Annotated in this window: 18 protein-coding genes; 13 read left to right on the top strand and 5 right to left on the bottom strand. The window is 32.3% G+C overall.

Going from position 1 to position 17,179, the window contains the following annotated elements; genetic code table 11:
• Window positions 1–230: 230 nt before the first annotated feature.
• Window positions 231–1,235 carry a ThiF family adenylyltransferase gene (locus CD032_RS01350; protein ID WP_019468093.1) on the top strand — a complete coding sequence of 335 codons (1,005 nt, stop codon included), beginning with the start codon at window positions 231–233 and terminating at the stop codon, window positions 1,233–1,235.
• Window positions 1,236–1,246: 11 nt separating this feature from the next.
• Complete coding sequence (locus CD032_RS01345; RefSeq protein WP_019468092.1) at window positions 1,247–1,747, top strand: MogA/MoaB family molybdenum cofactor biosynthesis protein; 501 nt, start codon at window positions 1,247–1,249, stop codon at window positions 1,745–1,747.
• A 62-nt stretch (window positions 1,748–1,809) separates the two neighbouring features.
• Here CD032_RS01345 and moaC read toward each other — a convergent pair whose 3' ends face one another.
• On the bottom strand, window positions 1,810–2,289 hold the full coding sequence (moaC, locus tag CD032_RS01340) for a cyclic pyranopterin monophosphate synthase MoaC (RefSeq protein ID WP_019468091.1): 480 nt from the start codon (window positions 2,287–2,289) through the stop codon (window positions 1,810–1,812).
• A gap of 64 nt (window positions 2,290–2,353) precedes the next feature.
• Here moaC and CD032_RS01335 point away from each other — a divergent pair, with 64 nt between their 5' ends.
• From CD032_RS01335 to CD032_RS01305, 7 genes are all read left to right on the top strand, one after another.
• The gene (locus CD032_RS01335) at window positions 2,354–3,613 is read left to right on the top strand and encodes a molybdopterin molybdotransferase MoeA (RefSeq protein WP_019468090.1); all 1,260 of its coding nucleotides are present in this window, start codon (window positions 2,354–2,356) and stop codon (window positions 3,611–3,613) included.
• Window positions 3,610–4,095, top strand: coding sequence for a molybdopterin-guanine dinucleotide biosynthesis protein B (mobB, locus tag CD032_RS01330; protein WP_040029984.1), 486 nt, complete (start codon window positions 3,610–3,612; stop codon window positions 4,093–4,095). The genes CD032_RS01335 and mobB overlap by 4 nt, the downstream gene beginning before the upstream one ends.
• On the top strand, window positions 4,096–4,548 hold the full coding sequence (locus CD032_RS01325) for a molybdenum cofactor biosynthesis protein MoaE (protein ID WP_019468088.1): 453 nt from the start codon (window positions 4,096–4,098) through the stop codon (window positions 4,546–4,548).
• Window positions 4,545–4,778: a molybdopterin converting factor subunit 1 gene (gene moaD, locus CD032_RS01320; protein WP_019468087.1), complete on the top strand. Its 234-nt coding sequence runs from the start codon at window positions 4,545–4,547 to the stop codon at window positions 4,776–4,778. Before CD032_RS01325 ends, moaD begins: the two co-directional genes overlap by 4 nt.
• 7 nt (window positions 4,779–4,785) lie before the next feature.
• Window positions 4,786–5,394 (top strand): molybdenum cofactor guanylyltransferase MobA, encoded by a 609-nt coding sequence (mobA, locus tag CD032_RS01315; RefSeq protein WP_064264224.1) that lies wholly within the window; start codon window positions 4,786–4,788, stop codon window positions 5,392–5,394.
• 12 nt (window positions 5,395–5,406) lie between these two features.
• Window positions 5,407–6,429, top strand: a complete 1,023-nt coding sequence (moaA, locus tag CD032_RS01310) for a GTP 3',8-cyclase MoaA (protein WP_103211122.1) — start codon at window positions 5,407–5,409, stop codon at window positions 6,427–6,429.
• Between the two features lie 477 nt (window positions 6,430–6,906).
• Window positions 6,907–7,254 (top strand): transcriptional regulator, SarA/Rot family, encoded by a 348-nt coding sequence (locus tag CD032_RS01305; RefSeq protein WP_019468084.1) that lies wholly within the window; start codon window positions 6,907–6,909, stop codon window positions 7,252–7,254.
• Between the two features lie 281 nt (window positions 7,255–7,535).
• Here CD032_RS01305 and CD032_RS01300 read toward each other — a convergent pair whose 3' ends face one another.
• Both CD032_RS01300 and CD032_RS01295 read right to left on the bottom strand, forming a co-directional pair.
• Window positions 7,536–8,744, bottom strand: a complete 1,209-nt coding sequence (locus CD032_RS01300) for an MFS transporter (RefSeq protein ID WP_103211121.1) — start codon at window positions 8,742–8,744, stop codon at window positions 7,536–7,538.
• Window position 8,745: 1 nt separating this feature from the next.
• Window positions 8,746–9,180, bottom strand: coding sequence for a MarR family winged helix-turn-helix transcriptional regulator (locus CD032_RS01295; RefSeq protein WP_019468082.1), 435 nt, complete (start codon window positions 9,178–9,180; stop codon window positions 8,746–8,748).
• Between the two features lie 229 nt (window positions 9,181–9,409).
• Between CD032_RS01295 and CD032_RS01290 the strand changes: the two genes are divergently transcribed.
• The 3 genes from CD032_RS01290 (at window position 9,410) to CD032_RS01275 (ending at window position 15,125) form a co-directional block, all read left to right on the top strand.
• A complete protein-coding gene (locus tag CD032_RS01290) occupies window positions 9,410–10,171 on the top strand; it encodes a VOC family protein (RefSeq protein ID WP_019468081.1) in 762 nt (253 codons plus the stop codon).
• Window positions 10,172–10,536: 365 nt separating this feature from the next.
• A complete protein-coding gene (locus CD032_RS01280) occupies window positions 10,537–11,787 on the top strand; it encodes a lipid II:glycine glycyltransferase FemX (RefSeq protein ID WP_019468080.1) in 1,251 nt (416 codons plus the stop codon).
• Between the two features lie 167 nt (window positions 11,788–11,954).
• On the top strand, window positions 11,955–15,125 hold the full coding sequence (locus CD032_RS01275) for an efflux RND transporter permease subunit (protein ID WP_019468079.1): 3,171 nt from the start codon (window positions 11,955–11,957) through the stop codon (window positions 15,123–15,125).
• A 309-nt stretch (window positions 15,126–15,434) separates the two neighbouring features.
• Here CD032_RS01275 and mspA read toward each other — a convergent pair whose 3' ends face one another.
• Window positions 15,435–15,752, bottom strand: coding sequence for a membrane stabilizing protein MspA (gene mspA, locus CD032_RS01270; protein ID WP_019468078.1), 318 nt, complete (start codon window positions 15,750–15,752; stop codon window positions 15,435–15,437).
• A gap of 63 nt (window positions 15,753–15,815) precedes the next feature.
• Window positions 15,816–15,992 (bottom strand): SE1832 family protein, encoded by a 177-nt coding sequence (locus CD032_RS12985; protein ID WP_019468077.1) that lies wholly within the window; start codon window positions 15,990–15,992, stop codon window positions 15,816–15,818.
• Window positions 15,993–16,138: 146 nt separating this feature from the next.
• Between CD032_RS12985 and CD032_RS01265 the strand changes: the two genes are divergently transcribed.
• Window positions 16,139–17,047, top strand: a complete 909-nt coding sequence (locus CD032_RS01265) for an AEC family transporter (RefSeq protein ID WP_019468076.1) — start codon at window positions 16,139–16,141, stop codon at window positions 17,045–17,047.
• The last annotated feature ends 132 nt before the right edge of the window (window positions 17,048–17,179 follow it).

Below are 17,179 nucleotides of genomic sequence, written 5' to 3'. Positions count from 1 at the left end.
ACCATAAATGTATCATTATTTCTTTTGAAACTGTTTTGCGATAAAGAGTAGGAATATGAAATCACTATCTATATTTGATTTCGTTCTTACTCTTTTATTTTGTTAAGTTTTGTATTGCTAATATGAATAAAAGTGGCATATAGGATTTTCGCATAATGAATTTAAACCGTTGTTACATAGACCGTCAAGATTTATAATGAAAATAATGATGCAAAGTGAGGGGGTTCATAGTGAGTGTAGAGCGTTTTTCAAGACAAATGTTATTTAAACATATAGGAACATCTGGGCAAGAGAAAATTATGAATGCACATGTGTTAATTATAGGTATGGGAGCTTTAGGCACACACCTAGCAGAAGGATTAGTAAGAGCTGGTGTAGGTGAACTAACAATTGTAGATAGAGATTATATTGAATATAGTAATTTACAACGCCAAACGATGTATACAGAAATAGATGCAGCAGATAAATTACCAAAAGTAGTTGCAGCAGAACGCAATTTAATGGCTATACGTCAAAATTTGAGATTGCATATACATATTGCACATGTCGATCGGTTATTTTTAGAATCAAACGCACAAGATGTACAACTTATTTTAGATGCAACTGATAATTTTGAAACGAGACAATTGATAAATGATTTTGCGTATAAAGCTGGTATACCATGGATTTATGGTGGTGTTGTACAAAGTACTTATGTGGAAGCGACGTTTATACCTGAACAAACACCTTGTTTTAACTGTTTGATCCCACAGCTACCTGCTATTAATATGACTTGTGATACAGTAGGCGTCATTCAGCCAGCAGTCACTATGACGACCAGTTTACAATTAAAAGATGCGTTGAAAATATTAACAGGCGCAACAATTGCACCTAAAGTTACTTATGGTGATATTTGGGAAGGCACACATTTTACATTTGGATTTAAAAAATTGCAAGATAGCGCTTGTAAAACTTGTGGCACACAACCAACATATCCGTATCTCAATACAACACAAAGGCAATTTGCAACTTTATGTGGAAGGGATACTGTTCAATATGAAAACCCTGAAATTTCCCAGGAAATGTTGGAAACATTTTTGCAACGACAAGAGATTCCATATCAACGCAACCCTTACATGTTACATTTTAAATATAAAGCACATAGAATAGTTAGCTTTAAAGGCGGAAGATTATTGATTCATGGTATGACTAACCCACAACAAGCGATGACGTTAATCAACCAATTATTTGGCTAAGGAGGTTCAATATGCATACAAATGTTAAACTTGATAGAAATATTAAATGTGCAGTATTAACAGTTTCTGATACAAGAGATTATGAAACAGATAAAGGTGGTAAATTAGTTAAAGAGTTACTTTCAACATTAAACGTTACGATTACAGAATCACATTATAAGATTGTTAAAGATGAACAAACTGTAATTACTGAGCAATTAAAGCATTGGTTAGCAGAGGATATTGATGTCATTATCACTACAGGTGGAACTGGTATAGCACAAAGAGATGTAACGATAGAGGCTGTATCTAGTCTGATTACTAAAGAAATCGAAGGATTTGGAGAATTATTTAGATATTTAAGTTATGCAGAAGATGTTGGGACACGTGCGCTATTATCTCGAGCAATTGCAGGTACCGTAAATGATAAATTGATTTTTAGTATACCTGGCTCTACGGGCGCAGTGAAATTAGCATTGAATAAGCTCATTAAACCAGAACTGAATCATTTAGTTCAAGAGATTACAAAATAATTAGAGCCCAACGTTTATATGTTCGTTGGACTCTATCACTTACATATTAATATTTACGACAGTTATCTTTTGTAATCACCGGATTTGCCGCCTGTTTTTGAGAGTAGGTAAGTTTCGCCAATGACCATGCCTTTATCTAACGCTTTTGTCATATCATAAACTGTAAGTGCTACAGCTGAAGCGGCAGTGAGTGCTTCCATTTCCACACCAGTTTTTCCAGTTGTAGAGACGGTTGCCTGTATATTTAAAATGAATGCTTGTGCTTTTTTTTGCCAATCAAATGTGATATCTATACCAGTTAAAGGTAACGGATGACACATTGGTATAATATCAGCAGTATTTTTTGCAGCCATAATACCAGCAATTTGAGCAGTATTCAGTACATTTCCTTTTTGGTTAGTGTGATCAACGATTTGTTCATAAATCTCTGGATTTACCGTTATACTTGAATGCGCAGTAGCTGAGCGTTTTGTTATGTTTTTATCAGAAACGTCTACCATTTTTGCATTCCCTTGTTTGTTAATATGCGTAAATTCAGTCAATGTATCCCTCCTAATCGTGTTCTAGTATATCATGAAATTATTAATTATAAGGAGTAGATTTGCGATGCCTGTAGAGAAAAGAAACCCAATTCCAGTGAGTGAAGCAATTCAACGTGTGATAAACCAAGAAATTTTTATGGATAGAACCACTCTACCCTTAGCGGAAAGCTTAAATTACATTTTAGCTGAAGATATTGTAGCGACCCATGAGATACCAAGGTTTGATAAATCACCATATGATGGTTTTGCGTTAAGAAGTATTGATACAAAAGGTGCAAGCGGTGACAATCGCATTAAATTTAAAGTTATTGACCACATTGGAGCAGGATCAGTTTCAACTAAAACAGTTGGAGCATTTGAAGCCGTGAGAATTATGACAGGTGCACAAATACCTGAAGGTGCTGATGCCATCGTTATGCTTGAACAAACTGTCGAAGGTGAACAAGATTTTACAATAAGAAAAACATTTAGCGCAAATGAGAATATTTCGATAAAAGGTGAAGAAACAAAGGTTGGAGATGTTTTATTAGAAAAAGGTCAATGTGTTAATCCAGGGGCAATAGCTGTTTTAGCAACATATGGTTATACAGAAGTTCCGGTTTTTGAAAAACCTAGCGTGGCTGTTATCGCTACAGGAAGTGAATTATTGGATGTTGGAGATGATTTAAAACCAGGAAAAATTCGTAATTCAAACGGTCCTATGATAACTGCTTTAGCAAAAAAGCATCACTTAGAAGTCAACGCTTATAAAATTCAACAAGATGATTTGAATAGTAGTATTCAGGTGATGCGTGAAGCTATGGCTGAGCATGATATTGTAATCACTACTGGCGGTGTATCTGTAGGTGATTTTGATTATTTGCCTCAAATTTATGAAGCGGTCAATGCGCAAGTGTTGTTTAACAAAATTGCCATGCGCCCCGGTAGTGTAACTACAGTAGCTGTTGCTAATAATAAATATTTATTTGGATTATCAGGTAATCCATCTGCTTGTTTCACTGGCTTTGAACTCTACGTCAAACCTGCAATACAGCACATGATGGGCGCTAAAGCTATATATCCACAAATTGTACAAGCTACACTTATGGTAGACTTTAAAAAGCCCAATCCATTTACAAGATTTATTCGAGCAACAGTGACTTTTAATGGTAAAGAGATGACAGTGGTACCATCAGGATTTAATAAGTCTGGTGCAGTAGTAGCTATTGCACATAGCAATGCAATGATTGTGTTACCAAGCGGTACAAGAGGATATCAAAAAGGTCATACAGTTGATGTCATTTTAACTGAATCGCAAACATACGAAGTGGACACTACGCTATGATATTACAAATTGTAGGCTATAAAAATTCAGGGAAAACGACATTGATGACACATGCAGTGAAATTTTTAAAATTGCATGGTTTTTGCGTAGCAACGATTAAACATCATGGGCAACATGATTTAAATCTATCAGATATTGAACTACAAATGGATACTGTTGACCACATGAAACATTTTAATGCTGGTGCCGATCAAAGTATTGTTCAAGGGCACCATCTACAACAAACAGTTACACGAATTGAAAAACAAAGGCTGGATGAAATCATTGATAAATCTGTTACAATAGACAGTGACATCATTTTAGTAGAAGGATTCAAAGAAGCAAATTATGATAAAGTGCTGATATATCGTGATGACGCCGATTACCAACAGCTAAATAAATTATCAAATATTCAGTACGATATTAATATTGAACAACCATTAGCACTTCAAAAATTTGAACAATGGTTATTATCTTTCGTTAATGAAAAAGGAATGGATTGAATGAAACAATTTGAGGTTGTAAACGAGCCAATAGCCACAGAACAATATCGTCAGTATGTGCTCAATGAACATCAAGGCGCCGTTGTTATTTTCACAGGTCATGTACGTGAGTGGACACAGGGAGTCAAAACAGAATATTTGGAGTATGAAGCTTATATACCTATGGCAGAAAAAAAGTTGGCACAAATAGGTGATGAGATTTCACAAAAGTGGCCGGGGACAAAAACGGCTATTGTGCATAGAATTGGGCCACTAGCGATATCAGATATTGCAGTATTGATAAGTGTTTCATCGCCACATAGAAAAGATGCTTATCGTGCTAACGAATATGCTATTGAACGTATTAAAGAGTTAGTACCCATTTGGAAAAAAGAGATTTGGGAAGATGGTGCTGAATGGCAAGGTCACCAACATGGTAGCCATGAGGATGCAGTTGGAGGGGAAAAGTTATGAAAGTATTATACTTTGCGGAAATCAAAGAAGTTTTGGGTAAAAGTTCAGAAGACATTGACTTAAGTTATGATATTACCGTTGATGAATTTGTAACAGATTTGTTTGAGCGTTATCCTAATATTAATAACAAAAAGTTTCAAATTGCAGTTAATGAAGAATTTGTCAAAGGTGATGATATCGTAACGTCTAATGATACTGTAGCGTTGATACCACCAGTTAGTGGAGGGTAATAGACATATGAAAGCAATTATATTAGCTGGAGGACAATCAGAAAGATTTGGTAAACCAAAAGCGTTTGCAAAGATTATCACACAAATGTTTTACAAACGTATCGTTGAAGTTTTAGAAGCTACTAATATGTTTAATGAAATAATTATTAGTACGAATGAAACATTAGCACATGAATTTGATCATAATAATATTGTTATCGATCATGCTAAAAACAAAGGTAAAGGTCCACTGGTTGGTATTTACTCAGTAATGAGACGACATTCAGACGAAACGCTTTTCTTTGTCATATCTGTAGATACACCTATGATTACACAAAAAGCAATAAGTAAATTGTATCAATTTATGGTGGAACATTTAATAGAAGATCAACTAGATATCGCCGGTTTCCAAGAAGATGGAATGCCTATTCCAACGATGGCTTTTTACAGCCCGCATACTTTATCTTTTATAGAATCAGCATTGGAATCAGGAGATTACAGCCTTAAGAATGTCTATTCAAAAGTCAAAAGTGATTGGTTAGATGTGCGTGAAATTGGTTCATCTGATTATTGGTACAAAAATATTAACTATCAACAAGACTTAATAGATTTACATCATGACATTATGAATAGATAGGGGGCTGATCAAATGGTAGAACAAATAACTGATAAACTTGGACGTCCAATTCGAGATTTGAGGTTGTCAGTTACAGATCGTTGCAATTTTCGTTGTGACTATTGTATGCCAAAAGAAATATTTGGCGATGACTTTGTTTTCCTACCCAAAGATGAATTACTCACTTTTGATGAAATGGTACGTATTGCTAAAGTTTATACACGTTTAGGAGTCAAAAAAATACGTATTACAGGTGGAGAGCCTTTATTAAGAAGAAATTTATATAAATTAATTTATGAGTTGAACCAACTTGATGGTATAGAAGATATTGGTTTAACCACTAATGGTTTATTATTAAAAAAACACGGCCAAAAATTATATGATGCTGGTTTAAGACGTCTTAATGTGAGTTTAGATGCGATTGATGACAAAGTGTTCCAAGCTATAAACAATCGAAATATTAAAGCTTCCACGATTTTACAACAAATAGATTATGCAGTCTCAATAGGTTTTCATGTAAAAGTAAATGTAGTTGTTCAAAAAGGTGTGAATGATGATCAAATTTTACCTATGATTCAATATTTTAAAGACAAAGATATTGAAATACGTTTTATTGAGTTTATGGACGTCGGCAATGATAATGGTTGGGATTTCAGTAAGGTTGTAACAAAAGATGAAATGTTAAAAATGGTAGAGTCATCATTTGATATAGAACCTGTGGAACCCAAATATTTTGGTGAAGTCGCAAAATATTATCGACATAAAGATAATGGTGCTAAGTTTGGTCTGATTACAAGTGTGTCTGAATCATTCTGTTCTACATGTACACGTGCGAGATTATCATCAGATGGTAAGTTTTATGGTTGTCTATTTAGTACCGTGGACGGGTTTAATGTGAAATCATTTATGCGATCTGGTGTGTCAGATGAGGCATTGTTTGAACAGTTTAAAGCTTTATGGAATATTCGTGATGATAGATATTCAGATGAACGTACAGCGCAAACAGTAGCCAATAGACAACGTAAAAAAATCAACATGAACTATATTGGTGGCTGATTTATTAGCTATTAGCATTTATGGAAACTGAACTTTTGACCATAAGTATGACGATCAGTTATTAAATATTTAAAATAACTAATTATTTTATAATCATAATCACTATTGTGATTATTCAAAAAATATTATGAGTAGGAAATAATTCAAAGATTCAATTTGAATTATCTTCTACTCTTTTTTATTATAATTTGAACTCATATCTTATGTGAAATGAGTTCAAAAATGTAGAAAGATATTTTTATATGAAAATGTATTATACATAAGTATTTTTTTAACGATTAAAGATAATGAACAATAGAAAAATATTACCATAATCAATTGTAGCTATATAAAAACTTTACAATAGTAAAATTTATTTATCTGTTTCTTTTAAAATAATATATTTAATGAAGAAAGTGTTATATAATATTTTAAAAGCTTATTCATTATATAAAGCCAATACTAACAATGAAAGTAAATCATGAGGAGGCCAAATTTATGGAAAGTAAAGCATCATTTTATATTACATCTGAGAGGGCTTTAAGTCAGTTAAAACATTGGTTGAAGTCAGTTCACCGTCTATCTATCGAAGAATTTGTAGTGTTGTTTAAAGTTTATGAAGCTAATAAAATTAGTGGAAAAGAATTAAGAGATACCTTACATTTTGAAATGTTATGGGACACTAGTAAAATAGATGTGATTATAAGAAAGATTTATAAAAAAGAATTGATCTCAAAAGTTCGATCAGAAACAGATGAAAGACAAGTGTTCTATTATTATACTGATGAACAGTTAAAAGTAATAGATGATATTATAAAAGAAATTGAAAACATAAAAGTAGCTTAATTATTAAAGTTGCAATTAGATGACCATTAACGACAATGAGATAAATAAGAGATAAGCCAAGTGCTATACTAGCATTTGGTTTTTTTAATAAACTTTAAATATACGATTATTCAAGCCCAGTAATAACTTTGAAATAACTAGTATTCAAAGTTAAATATATAAAGTAGATACTAAAGGGTTCGTATTTAAAATGAGTACAAAAAAACTGCCAACAAAATAGTTTTGTTGACAGCTAAAGCAAATAATTTACAGTAACTTTAACTTATTGTTTTATGAAAAAATTAATAGGTATTCATGTGTTTGACTTTTCTACCGTGAACGAAGTAATAAATAATACCAGTAATTAAAACCAATACGCCCATAATAGCGTATAATTGAGCGAATGAAACTGTAGATGTTACAAAGCCTAATACATAAGGTCCAAAGCCTAACCCTAAGTCTAAACCGATAAAGTAGGTTGAGGTAGCAATACCGTATTTAGCTGGTGGAGATACTTTGATTGCAATAGCTTGCATACAAGATGAAATATTGCCGTAACCAGCGCCAAGGAGTAATCCAGCAAGAATTAATAACCAAATATTATTTGTAATACTTAATGTTAAAAATGTAAGGATTAAAAAGACAAAAGCAGGATAAGCGATGACGTTTTCGTTTTTGAGGTCCATCATTCTACCAGCAATTGGTCTTGTAATGAGTGATGCAATAGCATAAAAAATAAAGAAATAACTAGATATTGTAACTAAATTGATTTCTTGAGCGAAAAATTGTAAAAATGTCAGAATAGACGAATAAGATAATCCTGCAAGGAGCATAATAATTGCCACAGGTAATGCCTCTTTGGCGATATAATTATTAATATTAAATTTTTTGCTTTCAGTTGTTTGTGTTTTCGGTATATCAGTAGTTATATCGATATCTAACTTAATGAAAAATGAAATGATAAAACTGATGATACCGCACATTAAACAAAGTAAAAATAACAATTGAATTGGGAATGTATTAATAAGTAAAAGGCCAAAAAATGGGCCGATTGCAGCGCCTATAACTAAACTTAAAGAAAACAAGCTAATACCTTCACTTTTTCTCTCTTGTGGTGTTGCATAAGCAGCAATTGTCCCCGTTGCTGTCGTAGTAACCCCAGTAGCAATACCGTTAACTAATCTCGTGAACATTAGAACAGCCAAGGCACCTTCTATAAAATAAAGTAGTTGTGTGATGATTAATAAGATTAAACCGATGATTAAAATACGTTTAGGACCTATTTTATTAACGTACTTTCCAGTGATAAATCGTCCAATTAAAGAACCAATAATAAATAATCCAGATACGAGTCCCGCCATACTGTCTGACGCATGATATTCAGTTTTTGTATAACTCGCTATGATGACGATAAGCAAATACATGCATAAGTAAACTAAAAAGTTAGTAATAAAATTGATATTAAAGTTTTTTGTCCAAATTGGTGACTTCATCGATGCTGTTTGATTCATGTTAAAATTCCTCCATTTCCAAAATTTGCTCGTGAATAAGTTGAAGTGATTTTGTAATGTGTTCAAGTTCTGAAACAGATAAACCTGTATTTTTAATAATTTCGTCTTGCACTTTATCTACACGTGAACTGATATTTTTATAAAGGTTTTCTCCTTTTGGAGAAAGTGAAAGCCATTTTTCTCGTTTATCTGTACCTGTTTCAACAGTTAATAGAGATTTTTCAGAAAGTACTTTTAGTATTTTTCTTGTGGTAGGCTTCTCAATAGAACGTCGCTTTGAAATTTGTACTAGAGTGGTCGGTGCATTGTAGGAAATATCTTTTAAAACGAGCCACTGTGCAGGATATAGCTCAAATGATTCAAAGATAGGTTGGAACATTTTTGTATACGGTCTATAAATTGCGATGATGTTATCAAATACAAATTTATTTTGCATGAAAGCATACCTCCGAAAATGGTTAGCAAAGCTAACTTAATTTTGAACAAGTTATATTTTAGTCCATTTGGACAGGGAAATCAATACCTATTTATTAAATGATGCGCTTTATTCTCTGAATAAAAATAAATTTATAATCTCAATTTAAATCATTATAATGGGTTATCAGAAGTAAACGTGTATACAATTTGTTAAAATAAATGTAAAGGAAAAATAGGGGGATAAAGGTATGCAAGATTTAAAGTTAGATCATATCGTTCATTATGTACAACAATTAGATAATTTCAAATTCCCAGGTCATTTATTTACACTATATCAAGGTGGTAAACATGAGAAATTAGGCACATACAATCGTTTAGCCTACTTAAATAATGCTTACATTGAATTATTAGATATTTATAAACCAGAGAAATTGCAAAAAATTGTAAAAAGTGAAGAAGGTCGAGTGTCATTTCCTTCGAAAATTGTTCAAGATCATTATAAAGAAGGATTAAAAACAATCGCATTTCAAACGCAAGATATTACCAAATTAAAAGAAACGCTGGAATCACAAAATATAGATGTCATAGGCCCTGTTGAAATGCAAAGAGAAAACACAAAAGGAGAAAAGACTACATGGCGCTTGTTATATATAGCTGATCCTGATTATAGGGTGAAGCCGCCATTTTTTATTCAATGGAATGAAGATATTGAAGCAAGAGAAGAAAAGTTAAACCCATTACGCCAAAATGCTTTTAGCATAAAAAGTATTGAAATTAATAGTACAGAAAGAGCACATACGGTTGAGAAATGGCAACAGTGGTTTGGAATGGAGATCGTTAACAACACAGAAACATGCACGACATTAAAATTGAAAAACGATGATATTGTATATCATATATATGATGGTGAATATTCGGGTTATAAAGCAGTCACTTTGAAAGATGATAATACAACTTCACCATATACATTAATCATTAGAGGGCTTAAGTACAAAGTTGAAGCAGATTAATAAATGTAAACATACATACTATGTGCAATAACAATGATGTGTATCAAAGAAATTATTAGTGTTAAAATAGTTAAGTAAGTTCCCCATTTATTGTTATTAGATAAAAGTAGTAAATAACCCGTTACTACAAATGTAAAAACAGCGAGAATAATTCTTAAACTTAGGTATGAAACATTAAAAGTTGTATTAAATGTTTGGATTACAAAAATTAAATTTATTAAAAAAAGTAATGACAAGATAATGATACGCACAAGAACACCTCATTTCGTATATTATTATATCAAATAATGGGAAATGATGTGAAAGAATGTGTGAAGCAATGTATAATAACAAAGTATGTAATGGTAAAAGGAGATATCAGTTTTATGGAAAAGATGAATATAACGAACCAAGCGCACGATGCCTTTGTTAAAGCGCACCCTCAAGGTGACTTATTACAATTAACAAAGTGGGCAGAAACAAAGAAATTGACTGGCTGGTACTCAAAGCGTATCGCAGTAGGTGAAGATGGTAAAATTTTAGGTGTGGCGCAGTTATTATTTAAAAAGGTTCCTAAATTACCTTATACGCTATGCTATATTTCAAGAGGTTTTGTAACGGATTATAGTAATAAATTAGCATTAGAAACATTGCTAGAATACGCAATTCAAATTGCAAAAGAAGAAAAAGCTTATACAATTAAAATTGATCCTGATGTTGAAGTAGATAAAGGTGCTGATGCACTATCAAATTTAAGAGCATTAGGGTTTAAACACAAAGGTTTTAAAGAAGGACTTTCGAAAGATTATATTCAACCAAGAATGACAATGATAACACCGATTGATAAAAACGATGATGCGTTAATTCAAAGTTTTGAAAGACGTAATCGTTCAAAAGTAAGGTTAGCATTAAAGCGTGGTACTAAAGTAGAACGTTCTGATAGAGAAGGTTTGAAAACATTTGCAAAGTTAATGAAAATCACTGGCGAAAGAGATGGCTTTTTAACAAGAGATATTAGCTATTTCCAAAACATATACGATGCTTTACATCCAGATGGAGATGCGGAATTATTTTTAGTGAAATTGGAACCTAAACCAGTCCTTAAAGATTTACGTCAAGACTTAGCACAATTAGAAGCGGAAAAAGAAAAGCTAGCTGAAAAAAAACAAGATAAAAAGACATTAAATAAAATAAACGATGCTGACAATAAAATGAAAAAAACACAAGAACTCATTAATGAAATGGAAGCGTTAGAAGCTAAGCACCCAGAAGGATTATATTTATCAGGTGCATTGCTCATGTTTGCTGGGAATAAATCCTACTATCTTTATGGTGCATCATCTAATGACTACCGAGACTTCTTGCCAAATCATCACATGCAATTTGCTATGATGCAATACGCTCGCGAGCATGGCGCAAAAACATATGATTTTGGTGGTACAGATAATGATCCAGACAAGGAATCAGACCATTATGGATTATGGGCATTTAAGAAAGTATGGGGAACGTATTTAAGTGAAAAAATAGGTGAATTTGATTACGTGTTAAATAAACCATTATATCAAGTTATTGAAAATGTTAAGCCGAAGTTGACTAAGACTAAAATTAAACTTTCACGTAAATTAAAACGTAAATAGTTTTGTTTGTAATTTTGTAAAAAGTAGACACGTTATAAAGTTTTAATATGCAATTTAAACTTTATAACGTGCATTTTTTATGAGTTTAGAAAATACATAGATATGACTATACATAAAGAAAATAAATGCAATATTGAATTAAAATGATATTTGAGAGGAGAAAAGATATGATTAAAAAACTATTGCAGTTTTCGTTGGGAAATAAATTTGCAATCTTTCTTATGGTATTGCTGGTCATTTTAGGTGGTGTTTATTCAAGTGCGAAAATGAAACTTGAATTATTGCCTGATGTTGAACCTCCAGTGATTACTGTACAAACAACCATGCCTGGTGCTACACCAGAAACGGTAAAGGATGACATTAGTGATAAAATTGATGACCAAATAAGGTCAATGGCAAGTGTTAAAAATGTTAATGCACAATCTATTCAAAATGCTTCTATGGTTTCTGTTGAATATGAAAATGGCACAGACATGGATAAAGCTGAAAATGATTTAAAGAAAGAACTTGATAAAATTAAGTTTGAAGAAGGCGTTGAAGAACCAGAATTAACAAGGAATTCAATGAATGCTTTTCCAATTGTGGCTTATTCTTTTACTACAAATGATAATAATTTAAAAGATACAACCAAAAAAGTTAATAATCAGTTACTACCTAAACTTCAAACAATCAATGGCGTACAAAATGCACAATTGAATGGACAGACATCGAGAGAAGTTTCAATTAAATTTGATCAAGAAAAATTGCAAGATAGAGGATTAACTGTCGATAGTGTGGAACAATTCTTAAAGAGTGCAACTAGTGAAACCCCATTAGGGTTATTCCAGTTTGGTAAAACTGAAAAATCAGTGGTAATTGATGGCCAATTCACTTCAGTAAATGCATTGAAAAACCTTGAAATTCCATTATCAGCTTCAAGCATGAGTGCTCAAGGTAGCAACGATGGAAGTGCAAATCAGGGTGCTAGTGCGCAAAGTTCATCACAAGACGGTAACATGGCAACAGCAATGCCTAGCTCAGTTGCTCAAGACGGAGAAAATAGCATGCCTTCTGTTAAACTCAAAGACATTGCAAACATCTCAGTAGGTGATGAACGACAATCAATTTCTAAAACAAATGGCAAAGATGCAGTCAATGTACAAGTGACAAAAGCACAAGATGCCAACACTGTTAAAGTAGCTAAAGACACGAAAAAAGAAATTGATGAATTTATCAAAGATAATAAAGATATAAAATCTACAAAAGTTATGGATACTGCGAAACCAATAGAAGACTCGCTATATACAATGATTGAAAAAGCAGCACTCGGTACGATTGTTGCCATAATTGTTATATTATTATTCTTAAGAAATATTAGAACAACTGCAATTTCAGTCGTTTCAATACCGATGTCTATATTAATTGCAATGGTTGCATTGAAATTAACAGATGTATCATTAAATATATTAACACTTGGTGCACTAACAGTTGCAATAGGTAGAGTTATTGATGATTCAATTGTTGTAGTTGAAAATATTTATAGACGTTTATCAGATAAAAAAGAACCATTAAGTGGCAATAAGCTCATTATTAGTGCGACGAGTGAAGTATTTAAACCAATAATGTCGTCGACAATCGTTACCATTATAGTCTTTTTACCATTGGCATTTGTCAATGGATCAGTCGGTGAGATGTTTAGACCATTTGCATTAGCGATTGCATTTAGTTTACTAGCTTCTTTACTTGTTTCGATTACCATCGTGCCTTCTTTAAGTGCTACTTTTTTCAAAAAAGGTGTTAAACAACGTAAAGAAGAAACATTAGGTATGGTAGGTAGAGGATATAAACGTATATTGCGCTGGTCATTAGCGCACAAATGGATTGTAATGATTTTAAGTACAGTTATTTTAATTGCTAGTATTGGTTTAGGTGCAGCAAAATTAGGCACTAGTTTTATCTCAACTGGGGAAGATAAATTTATGGCATTAACTTATACACCCGAGCCTGGTGAAACAGAAAAAGGGGTATTAGCACATGCTGAACAAGTACAAAAGTATTTGAACAATAAAGATAAAGTTAAAACAGTTCAGTATTCCGTTGGTGGATCAACACCAACAGACCCTACAGGTAGTTCGAATAGTATGGCTATCATGGTTGAATATGATAGTAATACACCTAATTTTGATGAAGAGCCTGATAAGGTATTAAAACATATCAACAAATATCAGCATCCTGGAGATTGGGCAAATCAAGATATGGGCACAGGTGGGACAAATAATGAATTAGCAGTCACTATTACTGGACCATCTCTTGATGCAATAAAAGGAACTGTGAATAAAATCGAAAAAGAAATGAAAAATATTCATGGAATAGCTAACGTTAAATCTGATTTATCTCAAACATACGAACAATATAATATCAAAGTCGATCAAAATAAAGCTTCTGGTTATGGCTTGTCTGCATCTCAATTAGCTATGACATTAAATCAGAATACACCTGAGCAGAGTGTCACAACCGTAAAGGAAAATGGTAAATCGATAGATGTGAAAATTAAAGAAGATAAAGAAACGGATTGGACAGAAGAAAAACTTGAAAACACTGAAATACAAACAGCTACTGGTCAAGCGATTGAATTAAGTGACATCGCAACATTAGAAAAAACAACTACGCCAAATAAAATAGAAACTAAAGCAGGAGACTATACCTCAAAAGTTTCCGGCAAAGTTACAAATGATGATGTGGGTGGAACTTCACAGAAAGTGTTATCAAAATTAAATAAAATAGATAAACCTAATAACGTAGACGTCAACATGGGAGGCGCAAATGAAGATATAGGTAACGCAGTAACGCAATTATCTATGGCGATGTTAGCAGCAATTATAATAGTTTATTTAGTACTTGTGTTAACATTTAAAGGCGCATTGGCACCTTTCACTATATTATTCTCATTACCATATACAGTTATAGGCGTTGTAGTTGCTTTAGTAGTAACTGGTGAGACAATATCTGTACCGAGCATGATCGGTATGCTTATGTTAATTGGTATTGTTGTAACCAATGCAATAGTATTAATTGACAGAGTGATAAATAAACAACAACAAGGTATGGAAATGCAAGCAGCATTGTTAGAAGCAGGCGGAACGCGTATCAGACCAATTCTCATGACAGCATTAGCAACTATTGGAGCGTTGATGCCTATGCTATTTGGTGAAGATAGTTCTATCATTATTTCAAAAGGTATGGCAGCAACTGTGGTAGGGGGATTGATTTCTTCAACCTTACTAACTTTAATAGTTGTACCAGTAATATATGAAATATTATTTACCTTAAAGGCAAAAATCTTGAAAAAACAAAAATAGAATAAAATATAATGCGGACATGCGAGATTACTACTTTTAAAGATTTCGCATGTCCACACTTATATATAATTAGGCGTTTGGAAATATAAATGATGTGAGTTTCATTCTAAGGTGATTGAGTAATGATTATTGTGTGGTATCAAAGATAATTTTTTGGAAAGTACAAGACCATGTCCTGTTCGAGGTAAGCACGTAAAGCATTACGAAGAAATATACAAAATCAGCCCCGATAAGTTTCTTATAATTAGAAATCTTTTCGGGGCTGATTATATATATGTTACGTTATATTATCTTTAAAATAATGGTTTTTTAATATAAAACTAAAGTCAAAATAACATAAATTACAAATAAAATAACGCTCATTATATTTAAAATTTGAACGGCTTTTTGATCATTTTTGCTATTTTTGAATGCTGTAATTTCTACATTACCTATGATAAGCAGTAGTACAATAAAGACCCACCAATTTATTGCAGGGAATGATAAAGTAGTAATAGCTACTACGAATAATAAAAGTAAAGACATAATAATACGTAAAATACGCGTTATAATGGTGTTCATTTTAAATATACTTATGTAACTTACGATTAAATATAACACTGGCAAAAATATAAGATACAGTTGCATTTATTACATCCTTTCTATGTTCGCCCTTAATCTTAGCATGTAAATTATTGATTTACTAGGATGTTATTTATTTTCTTTTTGTCTAATTTCTGAACGCACTTCTGACATTTCTTGTTCTATCTTTTCAAGTTGTTTAACTAAAGGGTCCACAGATTGATTGACGGATTCTCTTTTTTCAAGGTCGCCTTGTAATCTAACGTAATCATGTTTCAGTTCTGCTAATTTGTCATTTAAATCCATTCCAATACCACCTTTTTGTCTAATGTAAGCGTTTTGTATATAAATTAAATTATAACATGAATTCGAAAGCTTCTAAAATGGTTGCTACTTATGTTAAAGTATGAAAATAGAATGAAAACAGATGATTGGATGAAAGAAGGATTAATGTGACCCAACAATTTATCATTATTATTTTACTAATTGCACTAGGTTATACACTCAAACGTATCAATTATTTTAAAGCTAATGATAGTCAAGTTTTTTCAACACTCGTTTTAAACGTAACATTACCTTCTTTAGTGATTGTTAATTTAAATGGTGCAAGTTTAGATTTGTCGCTATCAGTACTACCGATATTGATGATATTGTATGGTGTTATCGCTAAGATCATCGTAATTTGGTTTTTCTTAAAATATGATAATCATATACGTGGCACAGTTGGAATGATGACTGCTTCGCTAAATATTGGTTTATTTGCTTACCCACTTGTAGAAGCGATTTGGCCTAAAACAGGAATGATATATTTCGGAATGGCAGATATTGGTGGCGCTGTGATTATGTTTGGTGTTACATACTTTGTTGGAAGTTATTTTAGCAGTGCGGGTGATAACTTTGACTTTAAGTATTTAGGCAAAAATTTACTAAAATCGGTTCCTTTAATGACATATATCATCATGTTTATTTTGAATATGCTTAATATTCATTTTCCAGAACCTGTCATTAAATTTTTCTCAGTGTTATCAGGCGCTAACATGCCTTTATCAATGATCTTATTGGGCTTAATGCTTAACTTTAGTATCGATAAGCGTTTCTTACCTATCGCTTTGAAATATCTAGGTTTACATTATGGATTAGGTGTCATCGCAGGATTGTTGGTTTATTTCTTTTTACCTGTTGATAATGATATGATTAAAACAACACTACAAGTTGCTTGGTTATTACCAGTAGGTGTTGCTATTATACCTTATTCAATTCAATTTAAGTATAAGACGTTGCCGCTTGTTGGTATGGTGAGTAACTTAACGATTTTAATCAGCATTATTATTTTATATATATATCAAGCATTATTTGTTTAATTGGTTATTTGGAAGGCTTTAAATATAAAAAGGAGTTAATCCGTTATGAACTGCACCCTGTCAAGTAGACAGTGAAAAAAAAAATGTTTATGGCTACCTTATATTTACGATATAAGGGTAGCCATTTTTAAT

The sequence above is a fragment of the Staphylococcus cohnii subsp. cohnii genome (genome assembly GCF_002902365.1).
In the GTDB taxonomy this organism is placed as follows: domain Bacteria; phylum Bacillota; class Bacilli; order Staphylococcales; family Staphylococcaceae; genus Staphylococcus; species Staphylococcus cohnii.
This window is presented reverse-complemented; position numbering and strand designations above follow the sequence as displayed.